Below are 17,644 nucleotides of genomic sequence, written 5' to 3'. Positions count from 1 at the left end.
GAACTTAGTTGAAATCGTTAATCCCAATATATCCACACAACGTCAAAAATGCCGGTTTTAGAGTATTGTCACTGGCACTAGTTCAAGGATGAACCAAAAACATGCAAGCCCTTTCAAAGTTACAGGAGCCTGTTGTTGCCGCACCAGTGAACTCTGTCATTGTCCCTTCACTAAGCACGTCGAGGTTGTTTGGTTATAAAACGTTGGAGTATACTGACGCCCTCTAAAGGACTCAGATTGAATGCAATAAAACCAATTATGACTAAAGCACAAAATGTCGACCCAAGTGAAATTAAGAAATTCGAGGACATGGCTTCTCGATGGTGGGATTTAGAAGGCGAGTTTAAGCCACTTCATCAAATTAACCCACTTCGTTTGAACTATGTACTTGAAAAAGCAAATGGCTTGTTTGGCAAGCGCGCACTTGATGTCGGCTGTGGTGGTGGCATTCTTGCTGAAAGCATGGCGAAAGAAGGCGCTATTGTGACTGGACTTGATATGGGCAAAGAACCTTTAGAAGTCGCGCGACTACATGCATTAGAAACAGGTACTCAACTGACCTACATTCAGAGCACAATAGAAGACCACGCTATAGAAAACGCAGGGACTTACGATGTCGTGACTTGTATGGAGATGCTTGAACACGTTCCAGATCCTCTCTCCGTTATCCGCTCTTGTGCTGCGCTAGTAAAACCTGGTGGTCACGTGTTTTTCTCAACCTTGAACAGAAACATCAAGTCATACTTGTTTGCTATTGTCGGTGCAGAGAAGCTTCTTAAGATTGTTCCTGAGGGGACTCACGAGCACGAGAAGTTTATCAAGCCTGCCGAAATGATGAAGATGATAGACCAAACAGACCTAACAGAAATGGGCATTACAGGCCTGCATTACAACCCTCTTAATGACAGTTACAAACTCGGCCGTAATGTAGATGTAAACTACATCGTTCATACTAAAAAATACTGAACGCCGTTATGTTAAAAAATGCGTTTTGTGATTGACATTTTTTGTAGAAAATGAATCGAAAGCGGTAGCACAAAGTTGCCGCTTTTTTTGTCTTTTTATGCCTAAAATTCGTGCTCTAGATTCCATTTTAACCAACCTATTTTTCGTAGATAAAAACGGCCAAAGATCAAGGAAAATATTTTTGCATGCGGTTATTTCTAAACCGATCTCAAAACCGTGCTTTTAACCATTCAAGTCTGCCCTTTTCTCATCGGTTAGTGTTCACTTACTGATTTTTTTCATTTTGTCAGTTATCCACAAGTCATCCCCGATCTGTACCTTGATAAATCAGTGTAATAGCACTATCTTGTAACCCGCAAACAAATGAACCCCTATATGTTGTGTTTAAGCGACAATATATAGATAGACTTTGATCACAAAGCCGCCGCAAGCTTTACTCATATTGCACATAAACAAACAAAAATACGGCTTTTATCAGTTTTCTTAGGGAAATAAAGCAGAATGAACCAACAACTTACCGTCACCAAGCGTGATGGCCGTAAAGAAAGTATCGATCTGGATAAAATCCACCGCGTTATCACTTGGGCTGCAGAAGGTCTAGATAATGTTTCGGTTTCTCAAGTAGAACTTCGCGCTCACATCCAGTTTTACGACGGCATCACAACGACAGATATTCACGAGACAATCATCAAGTCTGCGGCAGACCTGATCTCTGAAGAGACTCCGGATTACCAATACCTAGCTGCTCGCCTAGCGGTATTCCATCTGCGTAAAAAAGCGTATGGCCAATACGAGCCACCAACGCTTTATGATCACGTGTCTCGCCTCGTCGATATGGGTAAGTACGATCAACATATTCTAGAAGACTACACAAAAGCAGAACTCGACGAACTTGATGCGTACATCGACCATAAGCGCGACCTAAACTTCTCATACGCGGCAGTTAAGCAGCTAGAGGGCAAGTACTTCGTACAAAACCGTGTAACGGGCCAAATTTACGAAAGTGCTCAGTTCTTATATATCCTTGTAGCAGCGTGCCTATTTGCGAAATATCCAAAAGCAACGCGTCTTGATTACATCAAGCGTTTCTACGATGCGACATCGACATTTAAGATTTCTCTACCTACGCCAATTATGTCTGGCGTACGTACCCCTACTCGCCAGTTCAGCTCATGTGTTCTGATCGAGTGTGGCGACAGTCTTGATTCTATCAACGCAACAGCAAGCTCGATTGTTCGTTACGTATCTCAGCGCGCTGGTATTGGTATCAACGCTGGTCGTATCCGTGCATTAGGCTCAGAGATTCGCGGTGGTGAAGCGTTCCACACTGGCTGTATCCCGTTCTACAAATACTTCCAAACCGCAGTAAAATGTTGTTCGCAAGGTGGTGTTCGTGGTGGCGCAGCGACTGTATTCTACCCAATGTGGCACGGCGAAGCTCGCTCTCTAATGGTGCTTAAAAACAACCGTGGTGTTGAAGAGAACCGTGTTCGTCACATGGACTACGGTGTTCAGTTAAACAAACTGATGTACCAACGTTTAGTTGAGGGTGGCAACATCACACTATTCTCACCTTCAGACGTACCGGGTCTATACGACGCATTCTTCGAAAACCAAGAAGAGTTTGAGCGTCTATACGTGAAGTACGAGAACGATCCTTCAATCAAGAAAGAAACGGTTAAAGCGATTGAAATGTTCACTCTGCTAATGCAAGAGCGTGCATCAACAGGTCGTATCTACATTCAGAACGTGGACCACTGTAATACTCACAGCCCATTTGATTCTGAAGTAGCGCCAGTTCGTCAATCGAACCTATGTCTAGAAATCGCACTGCCAACGAAGCCATTAACTAACGTTGAAGATGACTCGGGCGAGATCGCACTATGTACGCTTTCTGCCTTCAACCTTGGTGCTATCAAGTCTCTAGATGATTTCGAAGAGCTATCTGATCTTGTTGTTCGTGCGCTAGATGCACTGCTTGATTATCAAGATTACCCTCTACCAGCGGCATACAAATCGACGATGAACCGTCGTACGCTAGGTGTTGGTGTGATCAACTTCGCTTACTACTTAGCGAAGCATGGCGTGAAATACTCTGACGGTAGCGCAAATGGCCTGACTCACCGTACGTTCGAAGCAATGCAGTACTACCTACTAAAAGCATCGGTAGAACTGGCGAAAGAGCAAGGCAAGTGCCCTTCATTCGACGAAACGAACTACGCGAAAGGCTTACTGCCGATTGATACGTACAAGAAAGATATCGACCTAATTTGTGACGAAGCGCTGCACTACGACTGGGACAGCCTACGTAAAGAAATTATGGAGCACGGCCTACGTAACTCAACACTGACTGCGCTAATGCCTTCTGAGACCTCTTCTCAGATTTCAAACGCAACTAACGGTATTGAGCCACCACGTGGTTATGTTTCAGTAAAAGCTTCGAAAGACGGTATTCTGAAGCAAGTTGTACCTGAGTTCACTGAACTTAAAGACAACTATGAACTGCTTTGGAACATCGGTTCGAACGACGGTTACCTACATCTTGTGGGTATTATGCAGAAGTTTGTTGACCAAGCTATCTCTGCTAATACTAACTACGACCCGTCACGTTACGAGACTGGCAAGGTACCAATGAAGAAACTACTTCAAGACCTGCTAACAGCGTACAAGTTTGGTGTGAAAACGCTTTACTACCATAACACTCGTGATGGCGCAAAAGATGAACAGAAAGACGCTGTTCAACCACAAGATGACGATTGTGCTGGCGGCGGTTGTAAGATCTAGGGGGTTAGTTTCTCTCAATGTAACATTTTTTGTGGATAACCTATAAAAAACCATTAAAAACAACTAGATAAGAGGGCATCAATTCGATGCCCTCTTTTTTTGTTTGGAAAAAATATTTTACTTCACTTGTACATGTAACATATGTGACTTAGGCTAAATTCAATAAAGTTATTTCACCTTACTATTTTATGTAACAATAGCCTATGCGATACACAGTCAAAAAAATCCGTCACCCTAAATACAATAATCAATTGCTTCCGATGCTAGTTGATACCGAAGATAATGATTGTCCACTACCATCTGCGGCATTGTGGGGCTTTGACCTGTGGCACGAAAAACCTCTAAATACTGTCGAGGCTCGTTTACAGGACTTGGCAGCTTTCTATGAATATGTCGATAGGCATCACCCATCATTTTTTGAAGATGCAGCAGCGATAAAAATACTTACGCATAGGCAGATTACAACCCTCAGTTCAGCTTTATTAATTAACTTCCATTACACGGTAGAGGAAGGAGTTTCGGTTAAGCCTTCCACTTTCAATCGTCGTATTGATTCAATAGCTCAGTTTTTGAATTTTCACTATTCACGTTATGTTAATAGATTGAATGACTTAGAAAGAATGGATGATCGGCAAAAACATGTTTTCGCAATGATCGGACGGTTTAGGAAAAAACGCTATTCCAAGTCAGAGGTTGAAATCCATACGAATCAAGCAAAGTCATTATCAATGGATGAAATCGAAATAATTAGAGATATAGTAAGACCCTCAACTGAGGACTTTTTTAATGAAGTAAACCCTTTTACTCCAGAACTTCAAAGAAGAAATGCTTGTGCGATTTTATTACTCATTGAGCTAGGTTGTCGTGCTGCTGAGCTAGTTTTAATTAAAAACAACGACGAGCATCTGAAACTGACAACCAATCCAACTGTGGTGATTACCGCAGAAGATAAAAACAATAAAAGTTTTCGGGGTCGAGCAGATGGAGCTTCGCATAAAACCTTAGGGCGAGAATTACCCATATCTCAAGGTTTGTCACACTTAATTATTGATTACATTGAAGAAGATAGACCTAAGTTACGTAAACCATTTAATGACCAATTAACAGACTACCTATTTGTAAGTAAATCAGATGGCGGGGCAATGACTACCGATGGGCTATCATATTTAATCGGCAGCCTTTATCGGAAAGTGCCTGAATTGGTTAACACTATTCATCCCCATCGCTTACGAGTAACTAAAGGGATTGAAGTTCGCGATGCCGTTAATAAAGATTATGAAGATTCCAACTCTAGTATGATTAAGTCAGGTGACATGCAAGATACATTAACGACTTGGGGCGGCTGGTCTTCAACCAGTAATATGCCTAAGCACTATACAAAAGAACTTCTGCAAAGAAAATTATCTGAATACTTAGCAAAGAGTGAATGATTATGGGGCATGCGGCTACACAGTATTTATCACAAGAATCATTTGACATTTATTCTCAAATGTATGATTTAGTGTCGAGTTTAAATGGTGATTGCGAACCTTTCCCTTCCAAGATTGAGACGTACTATGGCCAAACGATTCACCTAAGAAACTCGAATGGAAGACTGATAAATCGAATTAGACTGGTTAATGTCGCCAAAGATGAGAAAACCTACAACCTGAGTGACTCATACTCAGGTCACGTATATCTGGATTATATCGCTGCTAAGTGTTGGATAAATACAGCTATTGAGAATACACCAGCATCTATAAATCAAATATCGGTAGGTTTTGAAGCCCTAAAAGATATTACTTTCACAGTAGACGCCTATTCCAACGAAAAAACATTTGCCAGAGAACTTGGATCTCAATTATCCTCTATCTTACTGAAAAATAAAGATAAACAACGAATTTTCTTATCGATTAGGAAACTTGTAAAGTTTGGTATCGCTAACGATTATTGGGGCTTCACTGATGAGTTAGAATTAAAAGTTTCTGAAGTTGCCGTTAAAGCAATAGGACGTCGAGAGCGAGTATCTATGCTAGATCATGAGTATGGACCGTTCACTCGTTCAGAAATCGCTCAAATAACTTCGGCAATACAAAGTGAAGACATTAAAACCGAACATCGAGTATTGGTCAGTTTAGCCCAGAAGTTTGGTCTTAGACCGATACAACTTGCTTTGCTTCGTGAAGACGATATTTATTACGATAAGACTAAGTTAGCTTGGTATATTCTTATCCCACGAGTGAAAGGTCGTGTCGCGCAATTACGCCGAACTGAAGGTAACTTTACTTTGCGTGAACTACCAGCAGAGTTAGCAGAAGACATCGTTCAATTAATTCAAGAGCATTCCAATCTAATTGAAACAGATAAAGACGGAACACCATTGCCTAGACCATTATTTAAAGCCCAAACAATAAATAAAGATTATCTCGAACATGACCAATTAAAACCCTTTGCTTGGCATCTTACCTCAACGAAAATCGCACTGTTTTTTACTCAACAACTTCCACCTCTGTTAGATATTAAATCCATGCATTGTAAGGATGAAGACGGTAATCCTTATCCACTTAAAATGAACGCCTATCGTTTCCGTTATACGTTAGGCACTCGCATGGTGATGGAGGGCAAGACACCTGAAGAAGTTGCGTTAGCTCTAGACCATTCAACAACAGCATCAGTACAGCACTATTTTAAATACAATCAAGATCTTATTGATTTTATCGATGATACGTTTGAAGTATCTACTGCTCTAAAAAATGCCGCTTTACGATGGCAAGGTTATTTTATCGATGAAGACGATAATCTTGAAGGTAGCCTAATTCGTGTATCGGATGTTCTCTCTATTGGGAAGTGTTTAAAAAAGACCTTATGTGAATATCATCCAACAGTGAGTTGCTATGGCTGTAGCCGCTTTAGACCCTTCAAGGACGCTAATCATCAAAAACAACTAGAAGTAATCGAGAAAGAAGTCGAATTTGTCAAAAATAATTCAACAGGAGCGGTTCAACATCAGTTAAGCGAAGCATATGAAGGTGCTTTACAAATTGTTGAAGCTCAAAAAATTATGAGGGGTGAAAAATAACGATGAACCCTATCGATTTTCGCTCTCAAAAAGTAAATAAGGCTCTACAAACACTAATAGACCGTGTTCATGAAGAGAGGAATTTAGCACAAGTTGACTTCGACACATTAGTGTCGAAAGGAACCATAAAAGGTCAATGGGATGAGAGCGGTTGGCAGTATCGCGGTCGCACTATCTATTTTAGAGGATGTCTTGATATAAATGGAGCAATCGTTACTTCCCATACAAAAATTGAAGATAGCGTCTTGATGCAAGGGATATGGGGAGACATATATCGCCTTTTTACACTACATAGTATTAAAAAACACAAATCTGGAAATGAACGAACTATTCCAGGCTTACTTAGTCGTATCGCCTGGCTAGGAACTTCACTAAACTTTGATGAAAACGCATTGCTATCAATGGATCAAAGTAAAATTGATGCCCTAATACCATTACTACAAACCTATTATGAAAAGCCCAGAGGCACCTTTGAGCGTTATAAAGACTCGGTATCTTTTATCAAGAATTTTGTAGTTAAGAAGAGCTTTTGTAAGACCTTTGTGCCTAAAGTTAACATGAAAAACCCTGCATTGGAACGTAATGACGTAACCACGAATACAAAAAAGGAAGCTCAGAAAGAAAAACATGTTGAAGATATTGGTCTGTACTTTGGGCGCATAAAACAAAAATTTGATGCGGCTAAACGCCTTGTCGAATCAGGCGGTACACCAGAATACTTTCAACCAAAAGATGGATATGATGAGCTTAGATTGCTAGCTACACCTTTTATGGAAGGTCTAGGGCTACGTATCGGAGAAGTACTTCGTCTTCACAAAGATTGCCTTGGGTTCGATGAAGACAGACAGCGTTATTTCCTCAGAGTGCCAGTCGAAAAAGGGGAACTTGCTTTCGCTAAGTCTATCCCTAAAATTTGGGAAAAAGTGATAGTAGATGCCCATGCAAGAATCCTTGAAATAACAAAGCCTCACCGAGACTTTGCTCGTAAAGTTGAGCAAGAAGGTGCTCAAGCATTTATAAATTCATTTACCTTTCCAGATCGACCTGAGAATTTTGAGAATGCTCTCAAGGAACATGGATATGACCCCGATCTTCATTTTGCTCGTAGTGAAATAGGCACAAGTGGTGACATACATGTTTCGGGACTAACCGTAAGTTTGTTGAGAGAAAGTAAAGCTATTCAGGGTCGATACTCACAATCAATTGTCGGTAAATTAAAGTGTAAGTATGGTGACGAAAGAGCCGCAAGACAAAGAGTCATTATCTCAAAAGAAGAGCTTAGCAAACTTTGTTTGAAAGAGTATGAAGACACCAAAAGGATGGTGTATCGAGCTAATGATAACGTTGATGCAAAAGAAGAGATTGTATCAACCTCCTATACAATTGATATGCCTTTTAGTGAATTTTTGTTTATTGCTAAGAATGATACTTTTGACGCAGGGACAAAATCTCATGGCTTAATTCCATGTCCTTTGACATATAGGGCTTACACTCGATGGATAAACAATGACGAAAAAGGAAGCCGCCATAAAACGATATTCGAAAACTACGATATTAAATATGAAAACGGTGACGTTGTTTCTTTGAATTCACATCAAATACGCCATTGGGTTACTACAGCCCTAATTCGGGCGGGAAAAAACGAATCAGCAATTGACCTATGGATGGGGCGAACGCCTGGACAAACAAGACATTACGACCATCGAACAGCGAAAGAACGAGCTGAGGCAATGCGTAAACGGTATATGTCTGAAAATCCACCCGATGATGTTCTGGGCAGACGCATAAAGCGTATGAGAAATAATAACGTTTCGCTAGATGAAATAGAGACAGCTCTAAATCACACCATGTCTGCTGTTCATTACACCCCTTGGGGAACTTGCGACAGAGATTTAGACGTATCACCGTGTCAAAAAGGAATGATGTGTCTACGGGGTAATGATGGTGAAACATGCAATCATTTTGGAATAGATCCAACCGATAAAGAAGCTCTAGTTAATATTCACAATACAAAGGTTCATTATGAAAATCAGCTAAGTGCGCTATTGCCAAACTACGATGAGCTTTCATTGAAACTGAATAACCAAGAACCTCTAGACCAACATGTACAGTTTTGTATAGACACAATAAACGGTTGCATTGCTGCACTAAAAGCCTATGAAAACGCAGAAAAAAATGAAGCTCATAAAATTCCTATCGTTCAAATATTTAATCCAGAGAATATAAAAGATGAGTAAGGCTCCAGAGTGGCAAACTATTGCGCTGAGTAGTTTAGAGTTTTTTATTAAAAACCCAGAGTATAAGCACGAATTTGGACATGATTACATTGCTGACAGATGTGGTGTAACTCGTATGACTTTGAATCGCAACACACCATATATGAAGCGGTATAAAGAAGTCAGAGAATTTCTGCGAGGATATAAAACCGTAGATCCTTCGCAAGGAGCAACGCCTATTGATGGCTACAAGGAAAAGTATGAAGCACAAAAGGAAGCGAATCAGGAATTGACCCGTAAGATTGAAGCCCTTCAATTACGCTTAAATGACTGTTATCAAATGCTGGAAGATCAAGGTATTGACCCTGAGTTTATTTATCCGACAAAGCTGAAAAAACATAAGGAAAATTAATGGCGAATCCTCAAGCAGAAGTTAATTACCAAAAGTTCATAACATTTGTGAGAGAGCGAGAATCTGAGGGAGATTGGGAAGATTATCGCTCTAGAGACAATCACAGTTTGAACAAACAAGCTATCGCTAAAGAATGTGGCTTTGACAGGAAAAGAATTAATGAAAATTCTAAAATCATTGAAAAATTTGATGAAGTCGTCACTGATTTATTAAAGAAAGGGATACTCACCAAGGATTCAAGAACTGGTACAGACAAGGTAAGTGAAAAATCTGCCGCTATCTCAAATAGTGTAGATAAAAAGACTCTGAAATTTGCTCAGGAATGCAATGCTGCACTAGAACAAGAACTTAGAGAAACCAAAATTCAGCTTCAAAAAACTGAAGAAAAACTGAAGCATCTAGAAGTGATTGAAAGCTACATGATGGAAACAGGACGCTTGTAATGGAGCAATTCTCTGGTGATGTGCAAATTCGTTCCATTCGTAGTAAAGGGGCAAAGGGAGGAATTATATTTTCTGCTGTAACTCTTTGTGGTAGTCCCACGCGTTTTGTCATTAAAGCTGGATTTGATGTAGCACCCACTCCTTCAATATTCAAAGAAAAGCATTTTTGGCATGTCGAAGGCACCGTAGAAAAACAAAAAATAACGTGGAAAGATGGCACGTCAAAGGAAGAAAAAGTCATAAAACCCACAAAGATATCTTTTGTTAAGGCTGCAAACGAAAATTTAAAGAGACTCCTGTCAGAATCCAAAGTATTCAAAGGGATAAGTGGAGTAAAGGCTGAAAAACTAGTGTCCTTTTATGGCGACGAACTATACCAAATTGCGGCTAATAATGATGCTGATAGGCTGACCCCAATCTTAGGCGCACACGTTGCTCAGACGTTGATCGATGGTCTGAATGCGTATCAAGAGTTACATTGTCTAAAGCTATTAGACGACTTAGGTGTACCAGCATATGTGGGTGAATCTGTCTTAAAAATATGGGGGCTAAGTGCTTATGACAAGATTAAAGCTAATCCCTATGTGCTTGTAATGTTTATGGCGAGTTTAGAAGCCCTGGATGAGTATGCAATAAATCGGCTTGGCTTTAAATCTGACTCCCCAGAACGCCTTGTAGCGTATGCAAAAGAAACACTTTATGAAGGATTCAAATCAGGTAACACGTGCCTACCGCTTGCAGAATTAAGGCAGAAACTAAGAAGAAAAATTGGTGACTTAGCCCTGACAGCTATTGATATCTCGATTGAAGATAAAGAAGTAATTGTTGACGAAGACATAGCGCAGGTCAGAAGCATGGATATCGTTGAATCAGGTGTCGCTTCAATAATATCTAGTCTTACTAAATATCCATTAAATCCAATTGTTAGCAAGCATATTGATGCCATTATTGCGCAATACGAATCACGAGTTGGTTTTGAGCTTACTGAAGAGCAACAACATGCAGTATCGATTTGTACTGCTGCCAGACTATCTGTCCTGACAGGCGGTGCTGGATGCGGCAAAACAACCGTACTTGAAGCTATCTGTTTCGCATTGGAAAGTTTAAAACTGACTAGCAAAATCTATTTGATGGCATTGTCTGGAAAAGCCGCCATGAGAATTACGGAGGCTACAGGACGTCAAGCCATGACAATTGCAGCGTTCATGTATCACGTCAATCAGGATGACATTCCAGAGGATGCTACATTCATCATTGATGAAGCGTCCATGATAGATATTCTTTCTATATATCAATTACTAAAAAGAATTCCAAGTAATGGGAGAATTATACTGACGGGAGATGAAGAACAGTTACCACCAGTCGGAATCGGTCTTATTTTCCATGCTCTCGTTGGTGTAGAAAATATTTTCAATCCTAACCTGACATCGGTTAAGCGACAGTCAGAAGCCTCTGGCATACCTACGGTAGCAAACAAAATGAGATGCTATCCAATGACGAGAGAACCCATCCCTTTCGCTCCCTATAAAGGTATTGGGCAAGGCGTTAGTTTCGTTCAGTGTAGCAACGCAGATATTGAGACAGAATCATTGCGGCTATACGAAGAATTAGGTGGAAACGGTGAAAATAATGATGTCCTTCTCTTGTCTGCAATTAAATCCTCCTCAGGCGGCGTTCTAAGCCTAAATACGCTCATACATGACAAGTTTTCCAAGGGAGATGCTATAGAGTTTACAGATACCGAATATGGAACAGTACAACACGCTATAAATGGTAGCACCTTGAGGGTTGGTGAGCTTGTCATGTATACAAGAAACGATTATTCCAAAGGGATTAGAAATGGATCTATTGGTAAGATAATCAACTCAACCAATCAAGAGGTTTTTGTGGACTTTGAAGGTACACAAGTAACCTTAAACCCGTCAGAGTTAAAGCACTTAGAGCATGCATACGGACTGACAGTTCATAAAAGCCAAGGTAGTCAATTTGACCGTGTAATTGTTGTAATCAAAAAGTCGAGGGTCATTGACCGACATCTAATTTATACAGCGTTAACCAGAGCAAAGCACCAAGTTGTGTTTGTAGGAGATGTGTCGGTTCTATACGAATCTCTCCTTATATCAAAGGCTTTTAGCCGCCATACAAAGATATCAAAATTTATAGATGAAGCGTTAGTCACTAATTAACGCTGAAGATAATGCATAAACTCGCCAGGTCACCTAGAAGTTATATCTAGGTCATTTAGATGAATTAATCTGACTCTAAACTGTCAGTTTCGTTACTTCGATGTGACAAGATCTGACAGGTTACCCTAAATGGTTCTTCCCCAACCACGCGCATAACAAACATTTTAAGAGAGCACTAGACAGCAGCGACACTATCTCAAATTTCATGGGATTGAAGAGGAGCTAGAGCACTATCATAATTCTTCTGAAGACAAGTTTGTGATGCAACTAACTTCTCTTTTTCGAGATAAGATCTCCATTCGTGCTATTAACGATGACCAATCAAAAACAATCAAAGCCAAGCGAACTACTATCCACTACTCTAGTGCCGATCAATGGTCATACCGTCGCTTGGGTTAAGATAAGGCCATCAAAAGATTACTTATTCTTTTACCAAGAGAAGGTGGGTAGAGAGCACTTCTATATTCGCTCTGGTCGCAATAAGCAAAAAGTAAAGCCTGATGATATCGAGTATTATCTGGCCCTACAAAAGGCTGTTCGATGAAGGATAATGTCCTGCTCTGTAGGGTTCAAACTTACTTTATTAATCGAAATCGGCTGAGCTAGAGTAAAACCTAAAACACATCTGCCCCAAAATGAGCTAGTGCGAGATTTAACCTGATTCCAATCCTCGCAATTTGACTTACCTTTCCTTATGACTAGAACTCTAACTATAGAGTCAAATTTGCTAATCCACCATACCCTCACTCATATGTGGCTGACTTTCTGAGCTTTTGTGTGATGTGGTATAATTTGAACAGCTCGCTTGTGGCTTCAATTGAATTAACTTGATCGGACTTTATTATGACAGATGCGTTAATGATTCGAGATGTAGATACTCAGCTTCAGAAAATATGCGATACATTCGAAAGAGTTAATAGCGGTAAAATTAATGGAGTTGGGCCTTGGTCTACCTTATACAAAGAATCATTTTTATGGGATAAACTCAGAATACACTCTCCATATTGGTGGTCTTATGTATATGAAAGATCACCACTTTTCCCAGAGGTACATTCTATACTCCAGTTAATACGACCGACCCTAGAGCAACCACTTGAAGTTGCAGCTCCACCATTGATTCAAGAAAAACTGTACGAACTGAGTAATTTAGCTTTCCAAATTAGGTTAAATGGAAGAAGCGAAGATCGTGAAAAATACATAAGAACAGCGGCTTCACTAAAATGTTTTCCTCCAACTCTACGCTATTACATTGAAGCAGTTGAAGCTCATGCAAAATTTTCTGACTATTTGCTTTACGCTACCCCATTACCTAACGAGGTTGAAAAGGTATTAAAGCTCATAGAGGGCATCTCAAGTTGCCCTAAAGGGGGGATTAGGTATTTAGAAAAATTTCAGCATCTTAACTTGGACTATACTCCACCTCTACATAAGGATGCATTAGAGATCATTCGAAGTGATGAAGGGCAACACGTTGAGTTTAAATCATGTTATTTGTCTTCCAACACTATTCGGCGCTATGATAAAAATAACATGGACAAACAACGAATTACCTCTGTGGTAGCTTTTCTAAACTCAAATGGCGGCAATTTATTCATTGGTGTTGATGATGACTTGTCGATTCATGGGATTGAGGAGGAGCTAGAGCACTATCATAATTCTTCTGAAGACAAGTTTGTGATGCAACTAACTTCTCTTTTTCGAGATAAGATCTCCATGCGTGCTATCAACGATGACCAATCAAAAACAATATCAAAGCCAAGCGAACTACTATCCACTACTCTAGTGCCGATCTATGGTCATACAGTCGCTTGGGTTAAGATAAAGCCATCAAAAGATTACTTATTCTTTTACCAAGAGAAGGTGGGTAGAGAACACTTCTATATTCGCTCTGGTCGCAATAAGCAGAGAGTAAAGCCTGATGATATCGAGTATTATCTGGCCCTACAAAGGGCTGTTCGTTGAAGGATAATGTCCCGCTCTGTAGGGTTCAGACTTACTTTATTAATCGAAATCGGCTGAGTTAGAGCAAAGCCTAAAACACATCTGCCCCAAAGTGAGCTAGAGCGAGATTTAACCTGATTCCAATCCTCACTATTTGACTTGCCTTTCCTTATGACTAGCACTCTAACTATGTAGTCAAATTTGCTAATCACCACTATCCAGCATTGAAAGCCGTAGGAAAGGGAGAGTCTACTACAAAACATTTAATTTCTGGGTGGACTTTTAACATGACTTTAGGAGAAGAGGCGGCAGTGAAAACCTCGGCTCTAGTGATTATAAATATATAAAATTTAACCACGATGATCTTTACATGGCATATAACACTTTCTAGTCTACCTCCATACATACGAATAGCGATTAGATTAGAAGTAAAGTTCCTAGTCCCAACTAAGAACTTTACTCTAAGTATTTATGCTGCATCGCTCAATCTTAGGCTTTCATAATAGTCTTCAGCCAGTGCAGTCATCTTAAACTCTGCCTCTACGCCAGCAATCTTCTCAACTGCTTCCTTGATATCATCTAAATCGACACTAAAGAACTCTTTACGGAGGTTTACTGCGTTGACACGCTGAGCATGGAATTCACGGTGTAGTGCCGTTTCTAGGGCAGGAGCATCGTCGGTATAAATCATAGCGTGAACGTCAAATGGGAACGGTACGCTGGCATCACCAAGCTCTTTAACCCTATCCATAGGCTCTAGTCTTCGAGTTAAGCCTATCTTATAAACATCTTCACCAAAAGAACCTATATTGCTGATCACGTACACATGACCTTTACGTGTTTGTTCTGCCATGCTCTTAGCACGTTCTTCTTTGGCCTCTGCTTCAGCTAGTTGCTGCTCAAGAATGGCAATCCTTTGCTCCATGTCACTACGTTCTTGCTCAGAAGCTTTAGCAAGCTCTTGCTGTGCTTTATCAAGAAGATTGCGATACATCTTTTCCTCTTTCTCTGCATCAGCAATCGCTTTTTGAAACTCTTTGATAGCCCGTTGCTCTTCACGGATCTGCTCTTTGATGAGTTTCTGCTCCGCAATTTCTTCCTGTTTCTTCAGCGTGAATTGGTATTGGAGTTTGCATTCTTCGAATTTGAGTTCGATGTAATCAATGTCAAAACCACATTCAAGAGTCGCTGCCGACTTCTCAAGATTGTTCGCCAGTTTTTCAATTCGCTCGAGCGTTCGACCAAACGAGCTTGGAGAAACCTTGCCAATAAGCATGTCGCATTCAATATTAAATGCGGAAAGCATCAACTTAACTTGACCGTTTAGGATCTTCTTATTAAAAGACTTATCATTAGAGATGACTGTTGTATCTGGGAATGTGATAGCAGTCTTGTCTTTAATCATATCTTTCTGCTGCTGCCTGATATCTTTGATCTCTTCAGCATATCGAGTAGATGTTTCATAAAGGTATTGTGGCATTTCAAAATGACCATGAGCAGTGTATTCATCGAGGCGAGAATACAGGTCTATATCACCCATTAACTCGTTTAGGTCGAGTTCGCCTTTTTCAATGTTCGCATTAAGTACAACTAAAGTACTCTTGGCAGTATCAAGATGGGCTTGCTGCTCTTGGATACTAAGCTTAAGTGAATCGTCTTGCCTTTTTAAATCCTGTAGTTCAGCAGTTTCAGCGTTAACTATCTCCAGTTCGTTTTTAGCTGTTACGATGGATTGCTTAACCGATTCGTTAGTTTGTTCTAATGCTTCAAGTTCTTTCTTGGTTTTGGTTAATGCTTCATCTAGAGACTTGTATTGGCCTGCTTTTTTATCCGCTGCTCGTTTCGTCAATACATAGGTCAATATAATTGCGACTAAAGATAACCCTGCCAATATCAGTATGTTATTTTCCATTAGTTATTTTAAAACCTCTTGTATAAATCGCTTTCTAAGTGCTGATCGTTCTTCACAGCGTTCCTGATATTCTTCGCTCGCGCTAGCTATAGCATCTTTAAAAGCTTGCTTTGCTGCTGATTTTTGTGCTCGCTCATGCCTTTTAATATCTTTCTCCAGTTCACGCACGGCTCTTTTTTGATCTCTTATCTCTTGAGCTAAAGCACGTTGTTGAGCCTTTTCTCTGCGCTGAGCTTCACGAGCAGCTTGCTTGTTGGCACGATCTATTGCCTTAGCAACCTTCATTACTGTTCTTAAGCCACTACCTCGTCTAGCCAATACGTCCTCCTAAAAAAACTGACATTTAAATGTCGATGGTAGCATAGAGAAACTGATATGATTGTTATTTATATCAAACCAATGGAATAATTAAGGTGTATCTGGAGAGAGGGAGTGTCGAAGTAAACTTTCTAAAAAATTATGCAGCTTTTTTCAATCTAATACCCAATAGCTCCCATTAACCTATTGATTATAAATTGAACTGTGAATGGAATGGCTGCATGATAGGGGCATGAAAGGCGTATAAAAAGCGTTATAGCTCATCAACTTCAAATAGGTGAAACTGAAAATGGAAAATGTTAAATGGTTAGTCAAGCTTGCATGTGTTGCTGGAGCATCACTTCCCTTTGCATCAAACTTTCTACAGTTAAAGTCTGAGTTAGAAGGTATTGCTCTAGAGAAGCGCCTTCAAGCACTTGAAGATCCAATATCATCTTTGCACCCAAGTGTCCCTGAAGTTTCCAAGTTTCTATATGACAAAATAAAAGCTGAAAATAGCCATTTTATCGATGTGGTTGATGAAGAGTTAAGTCCTGAGTTCCGCAAGGCTATATTACTTCTCTCTGGTGCTGGTTGGCTTAAAAAATCAGGTATTTTTATTGAGCCTTTAAATCCAGCATATGTTGTCTATATGGCAGGCTTATGTGAACCTGATTCAACACTAAACGAGTTAGTTGGTTATGTCGATGACTGTGAGTCGGGTGTAGTAATCACGGCAAAAGAGCTATGTGAATCTCTTAAAGTACCTTCTATTTTAGTGCTTGCTTTATTTCAGCTATATTCCGACAAAAACTTAGGACTGTACGACAAAACGATCAATCATGAATCTTATGTCGCTAAATGAGCTATAACAAGTGTTTAAGTTTTCAAGATACTTTTACTAATCTGGTATAAGCGGTTTCCCAGAGTACGCGTAACTCATCTTTGCCCCATTGTGTGCCAGTACGGAATTGAGCTTGAATGTAATTGTTGCCGTTGGACTTAATTTTCCTTATGTCAAGAACTTTAACAAGTTGCATGGATAAATAAGTGAGCGTTGAAATCGTCTCCATAAAAAAAGCCCCCATATTAATGGAGGCTCGTTGTTCTTCTTTTTCTTACAAGTCGTAGTACTCTGCTAGGTATCCGATCAAATCACCGCTCTTCAGAAGTAAGAAGGCAATGACCATCATGACGCCTAAACCAACCGCAAAGCTTTTCATTCGGTCTTTTATTGAAATGTAATCATCTGACATGGGTATCTCCGTTTATTTTTCTTTTAAGCAGTTTGAACGTTGCTTGAAATCGGGTTTTTAGAGTTGATTTACCAACCGTCTCGATTTTCTAAGTCGATATCCCAATAGTACTTAGCGCAAGCTTTCAATTCCCAGCTTGAATTTTCATCAATACTAGTACCGAAGGCCGCTCG

The 17,644-nt window shown here is 40.0% G+C and carries 14 protein-coding genes; 11 read left to right on the top strand and 3 right to left on the bottom strand.

The window, feature by feature from the left end; translation table 11 throughout:
- Positions 1-258 precede the first annotated feature (258 nt).
- From ubiG to NL645_RS13785, 10 genes are all read left to right on the top strand, one after another.
- The gene (gene ubiG, locus NL645_RS13830; RefSeq protein WP_031780424.1) at positions 259-966 is read left to right on the top strand and encodes a bifunctional 2-polyprenyl-6-hydroxyphenol methylase/3-demethylubiquinol 3-O-methyltransferase UbiG; all 708 of its coding nucleotides are present in this window, start codon (positions 259-261) and stop codon (positions 964-966) included.
- A gap of 501 nt (positions 967-1,467) precedes the next feature.
- On the top strand, positions 1,468-3,750 hold the full coding sequence (gene nrdA / locus NL645_RS13825; RefSeq protein WP_005394788.1) for a class 1a ribonucleoside-diphosphate reductase subunit alpha: 2,283 nt from the start codon (positions 1,468-1,470) through the stop codon (positions 3,748-3,750).
- A 203-nt stretch (positions 3,751-3,953) separates the two neighbouring features.
- The gene (locus tag NL645_RS13820; protein WP_047725734.1) at positions 3,954-5,180 is read left to right on the top strand and encodes a tyrosine-type recombinase/integrase; all 1,227 of its coding nucleotides are present in this window, start codon (positions 3,954-3,956) and stop codon (positions 5,178-5,180) included.
- Positions 5,177-6,808: a site-specific integrase gene (locus tag NL645_RS13815; RefSeq protein WP_141693659.1), complete on the top strand. Its 1,632-nt coding sequence runs from the start codon at positions 5,177-5,179 to the stop codon at positions 6,806-6,808. The genes NL645_RS13820 and NL645_RS13815 overlap by 4 nt, the downstream gene beginning before the upstream one ends.
- A gap of 2 nt (positions 6,809-6,810) precedes the next feature.
- Positions 6,811-9,045: a hypothetical protein gene (locus NL645_RS13810; RefSeq protein WP_206953353.1), complete on the top strand. Its 2,235-nt coding sequence runs from the start codon at positions 6,811-6,813 to the stop codon at positions 9,043-9,045.
- Positions 9,038-9,436, top strand: coding sequence for a hypothetical protein (locus NL645_RS13805; protein ID WP_047725737.1), 399 nt, complete (start codon positions 9,038-9,040; stop codon positions 9,434-9,436). The genes NL645_RS13810 and NL645_RS13805 overlap by 8 nt, the downstream gene beginning before the upstream one ends.
- On the top strand, positions 9,436-9,879 hold the full coding sequence (locus NL645_RS13800; protein ID WP_047725738.1) for a hypothetical protein: 444 nt from the start codon (positions 9,436-9,438) through the stop codon (positions 9,877-9,879). The genes NL645_RS13805 and NL645_RS13800 overlap by 1 nt, the downstream gene beginning before the upstream one ends.
- Positions 9,879-12,065 carry an ATP-dependent RecD-like DNA helicase gene (locus NL645_RS13795; RefSeq protein WP_206953355.1) on the top strand — a complete coding sequence of 729 codons (2,187 nt, stop codon included), beginning with the start codon at positions 9,879-9,881 and terminating at the stop codon, positions 12,063-12,065. Before NL645_RS13800 ends, NL645_RS13795 begins: the two co-directional genes overlap by 1 nt.
- A 313-nt stretch (positions 12,066-12,378) precedes the next feature.
- Positions 12,379-12,609: a hypothetical protein gene (locus NL645_RS13790; protein WP_047725740.1), complete on the top strand. Its 231-nt coding sequence runs from the start codon at positions 12,379-12,381 to the stop codon at positions 12,607-12,609.
- A 299-nt stretch (positions 12,610-12,908) separates the two neighbouring features.
- Positions 12,909-14,027: a helix-turn-helix domain-containing protein gene (locus NL645_RS13785; protein WP_024699245.1), complete on the top strand. Its 1,119-nt coding sequence runs from the start codon at positions 12,909-12,911 to the stop codon at positions 14,025-14,027.
- 448 nt (positions 14,028-14,475) lie between these two features.
- On the opposite strand, the gene NL645_RS13780 is transcribed toward NL645_RS13785, so the two are convergent.
- Together NL645_RS13780 and NL645_RS13775 are read right to left on the bottom strand one after the other, a co-directional pair.
- On the bottom strand, positions 14,476-15,918 hold the full coding sequence (locus NL645_RS13780; RefSeq protein ID WP_253651859.1) for a DUF4041 domain-containing protein: 1,443 nt from the start codon (positions 15,916-15,918) through the stop codon (positions 14,476-14,478).
- Positions 15,919-15,921: 3 nt separating this feature from the next.
- Entirely contained in the window at positions 15,922-16,203 is a 282-nt protein-coding gene (locus NL645_RS13775) for a hypothetical protein (protein ID WP_017789258.1), read from the bottom strand.
- 322 nt (positions 16,204-16,525) lie between these two features.
- Here NL645_RS13775 and NL645_RS13770 point away from each other — a divergent pair, with 322 nt between their 5' ends.
- The gene (locus tag NL645_RS13770; RefSeq protein WP_017789259.1) at positions 16,526-17,080 is read left to right on the top strand and encodes a hypothetical protein; all 555 of its coding nucleotides are present in this window, start codon (positions 16,526-16,528) and stop codon (positions 17,078-17,080) included.
- A 253-nt stretch (positions 17,081-17,333) separates the two neighbouring features.
- On the opposite strand, the gene NL645_RS13765 is transcribed toward NL645_RS13770, so the two are convergent.
- The gene (locus tag NL645_RS13765; RefSeq protein WP_158005881.1) at positions 17,334-17,471 is read right to left on the bottom strand and encodes a hypothetical protein; all 138 of its coding nucleotides are present in this window, start codon (positions 17,469-17,471) and stop codon (positions 17,334-17,336) included.
- Between the last annotated feature and the right edge of the window lie 173 nt (positions 17,472-17,644).

This window comes from Vibrio sp. Y51_MX_L26 (assembly GCF_024181935.1).
Lineage (GTDB): Bacteria > Pseudomonadota > Gammaproteobacteria > Enterobacterales > Vibrionaceae > Vibrio > Vibrio diabolicus.
Note: the sequence above shows the minus strand (reverse complement) of the source record. Positions and strands in the feature narration are given on the sequence as shown.

Excerpts from the sequence above, each read along its gene's own strand:
- ubiG (WP_031780424.1), top strand. The coding sequence starts at position 259 with ATGACTAAAGCACAAAATGTCGACCCAAGTGAAATTAAGAAATTCGAG.
- nrdA (WP_005394788.1), top strand. The coding sequence starts at position 1,468 with ATGAACCAACAACTTACCGTCACCAAGCGTGATGGCCGTAAAGAAAGT.
- NL645_RS13820 (WP_047725734.1), top strand. The coding sequence starts at position 3,954 with ATGCGATACACAGTCAAAAAAATCCGTCACCCTAAATACAATAATCAA.
- NL645_RS13815 (WP_141693659.1), top strand. The coding sequence starts at position 5,177 with ATGATTATGGGGCATGCGGCTACACAGTATTTATCACAAGAATCATTT.
- NL645_RS13810 (WP_206953353.1), top strand. The coding sequence starts at position 6,811 with ATGAACCCTATCGATTTTCGCTCTCAAAAAGTAAATAAGGCTCTACAA.
- NL645_RS13805 (WP_047725737.1), top strand. The coding sequence starts at position 9,038 with ATGAGTAAGGCTCCAGAGTGGCAAACTATTGCGCTGAGTAGTTTAGAG.
- NL645_RS13800 (WP_047725738.1), top strand. The coding sequence starts at position 9,436 with ATGGCGAATCCTCAAGCAGAAGTTAATTACCAAAAGTTCATAACATTT.
- NL645_RS13795 (WP_206953355.1), top strand. The coding sequence starts at position 9,879 with ATGGAGCAATTCTCTGGTGATGTGCAAATTCGTTCCATTCGTAGTAAA.
- NL645_RS13790 (WP_047725740.1), top strand. The coding sequence starts at position 12,379 with ATGACCAATCAAAAACAATCAAAGCCAAGCGAACTACTATCCACTACT.
- NL645_RS13785 (WP_024699245.1), top strand. The coding sequence starts at position 12,909 with ATGACAGATGCGTTAATGATTCGAGATGTAGATACTCAGCTTCAGAAA.
- NL645_RS13780 (WP_253651859.1), bottom strand. The coding sequence starts at position 15,918 with ATGGAAAATAACATACTGATATTGGCAGGGTTATCTTTAGTCGCAATT.
- NL645_RS13775 (WP_017789258.1), bottom strand. The coding sequence starts at position 16,203 with ATGAAGGTTGCTAAGGCAATAGATCGTGCCAACAAGCAAGCTGCTCGT.
- NL645_RS13770 (WP_017789259.1), top strand. The coding sequence starts at position 16,526 with ATGGAAAATGTTAAATGGTTAGTCAAGCTTGCATGTGTTGCTGGAGCA.
- NL645_RS13765 (WP_158005881.1), bottom strand. The coding sequence starts at position 17,471 with ATGTCAGATGATTACATTTCAATAAAAGACCGAATGAAAAGCTTTGCG.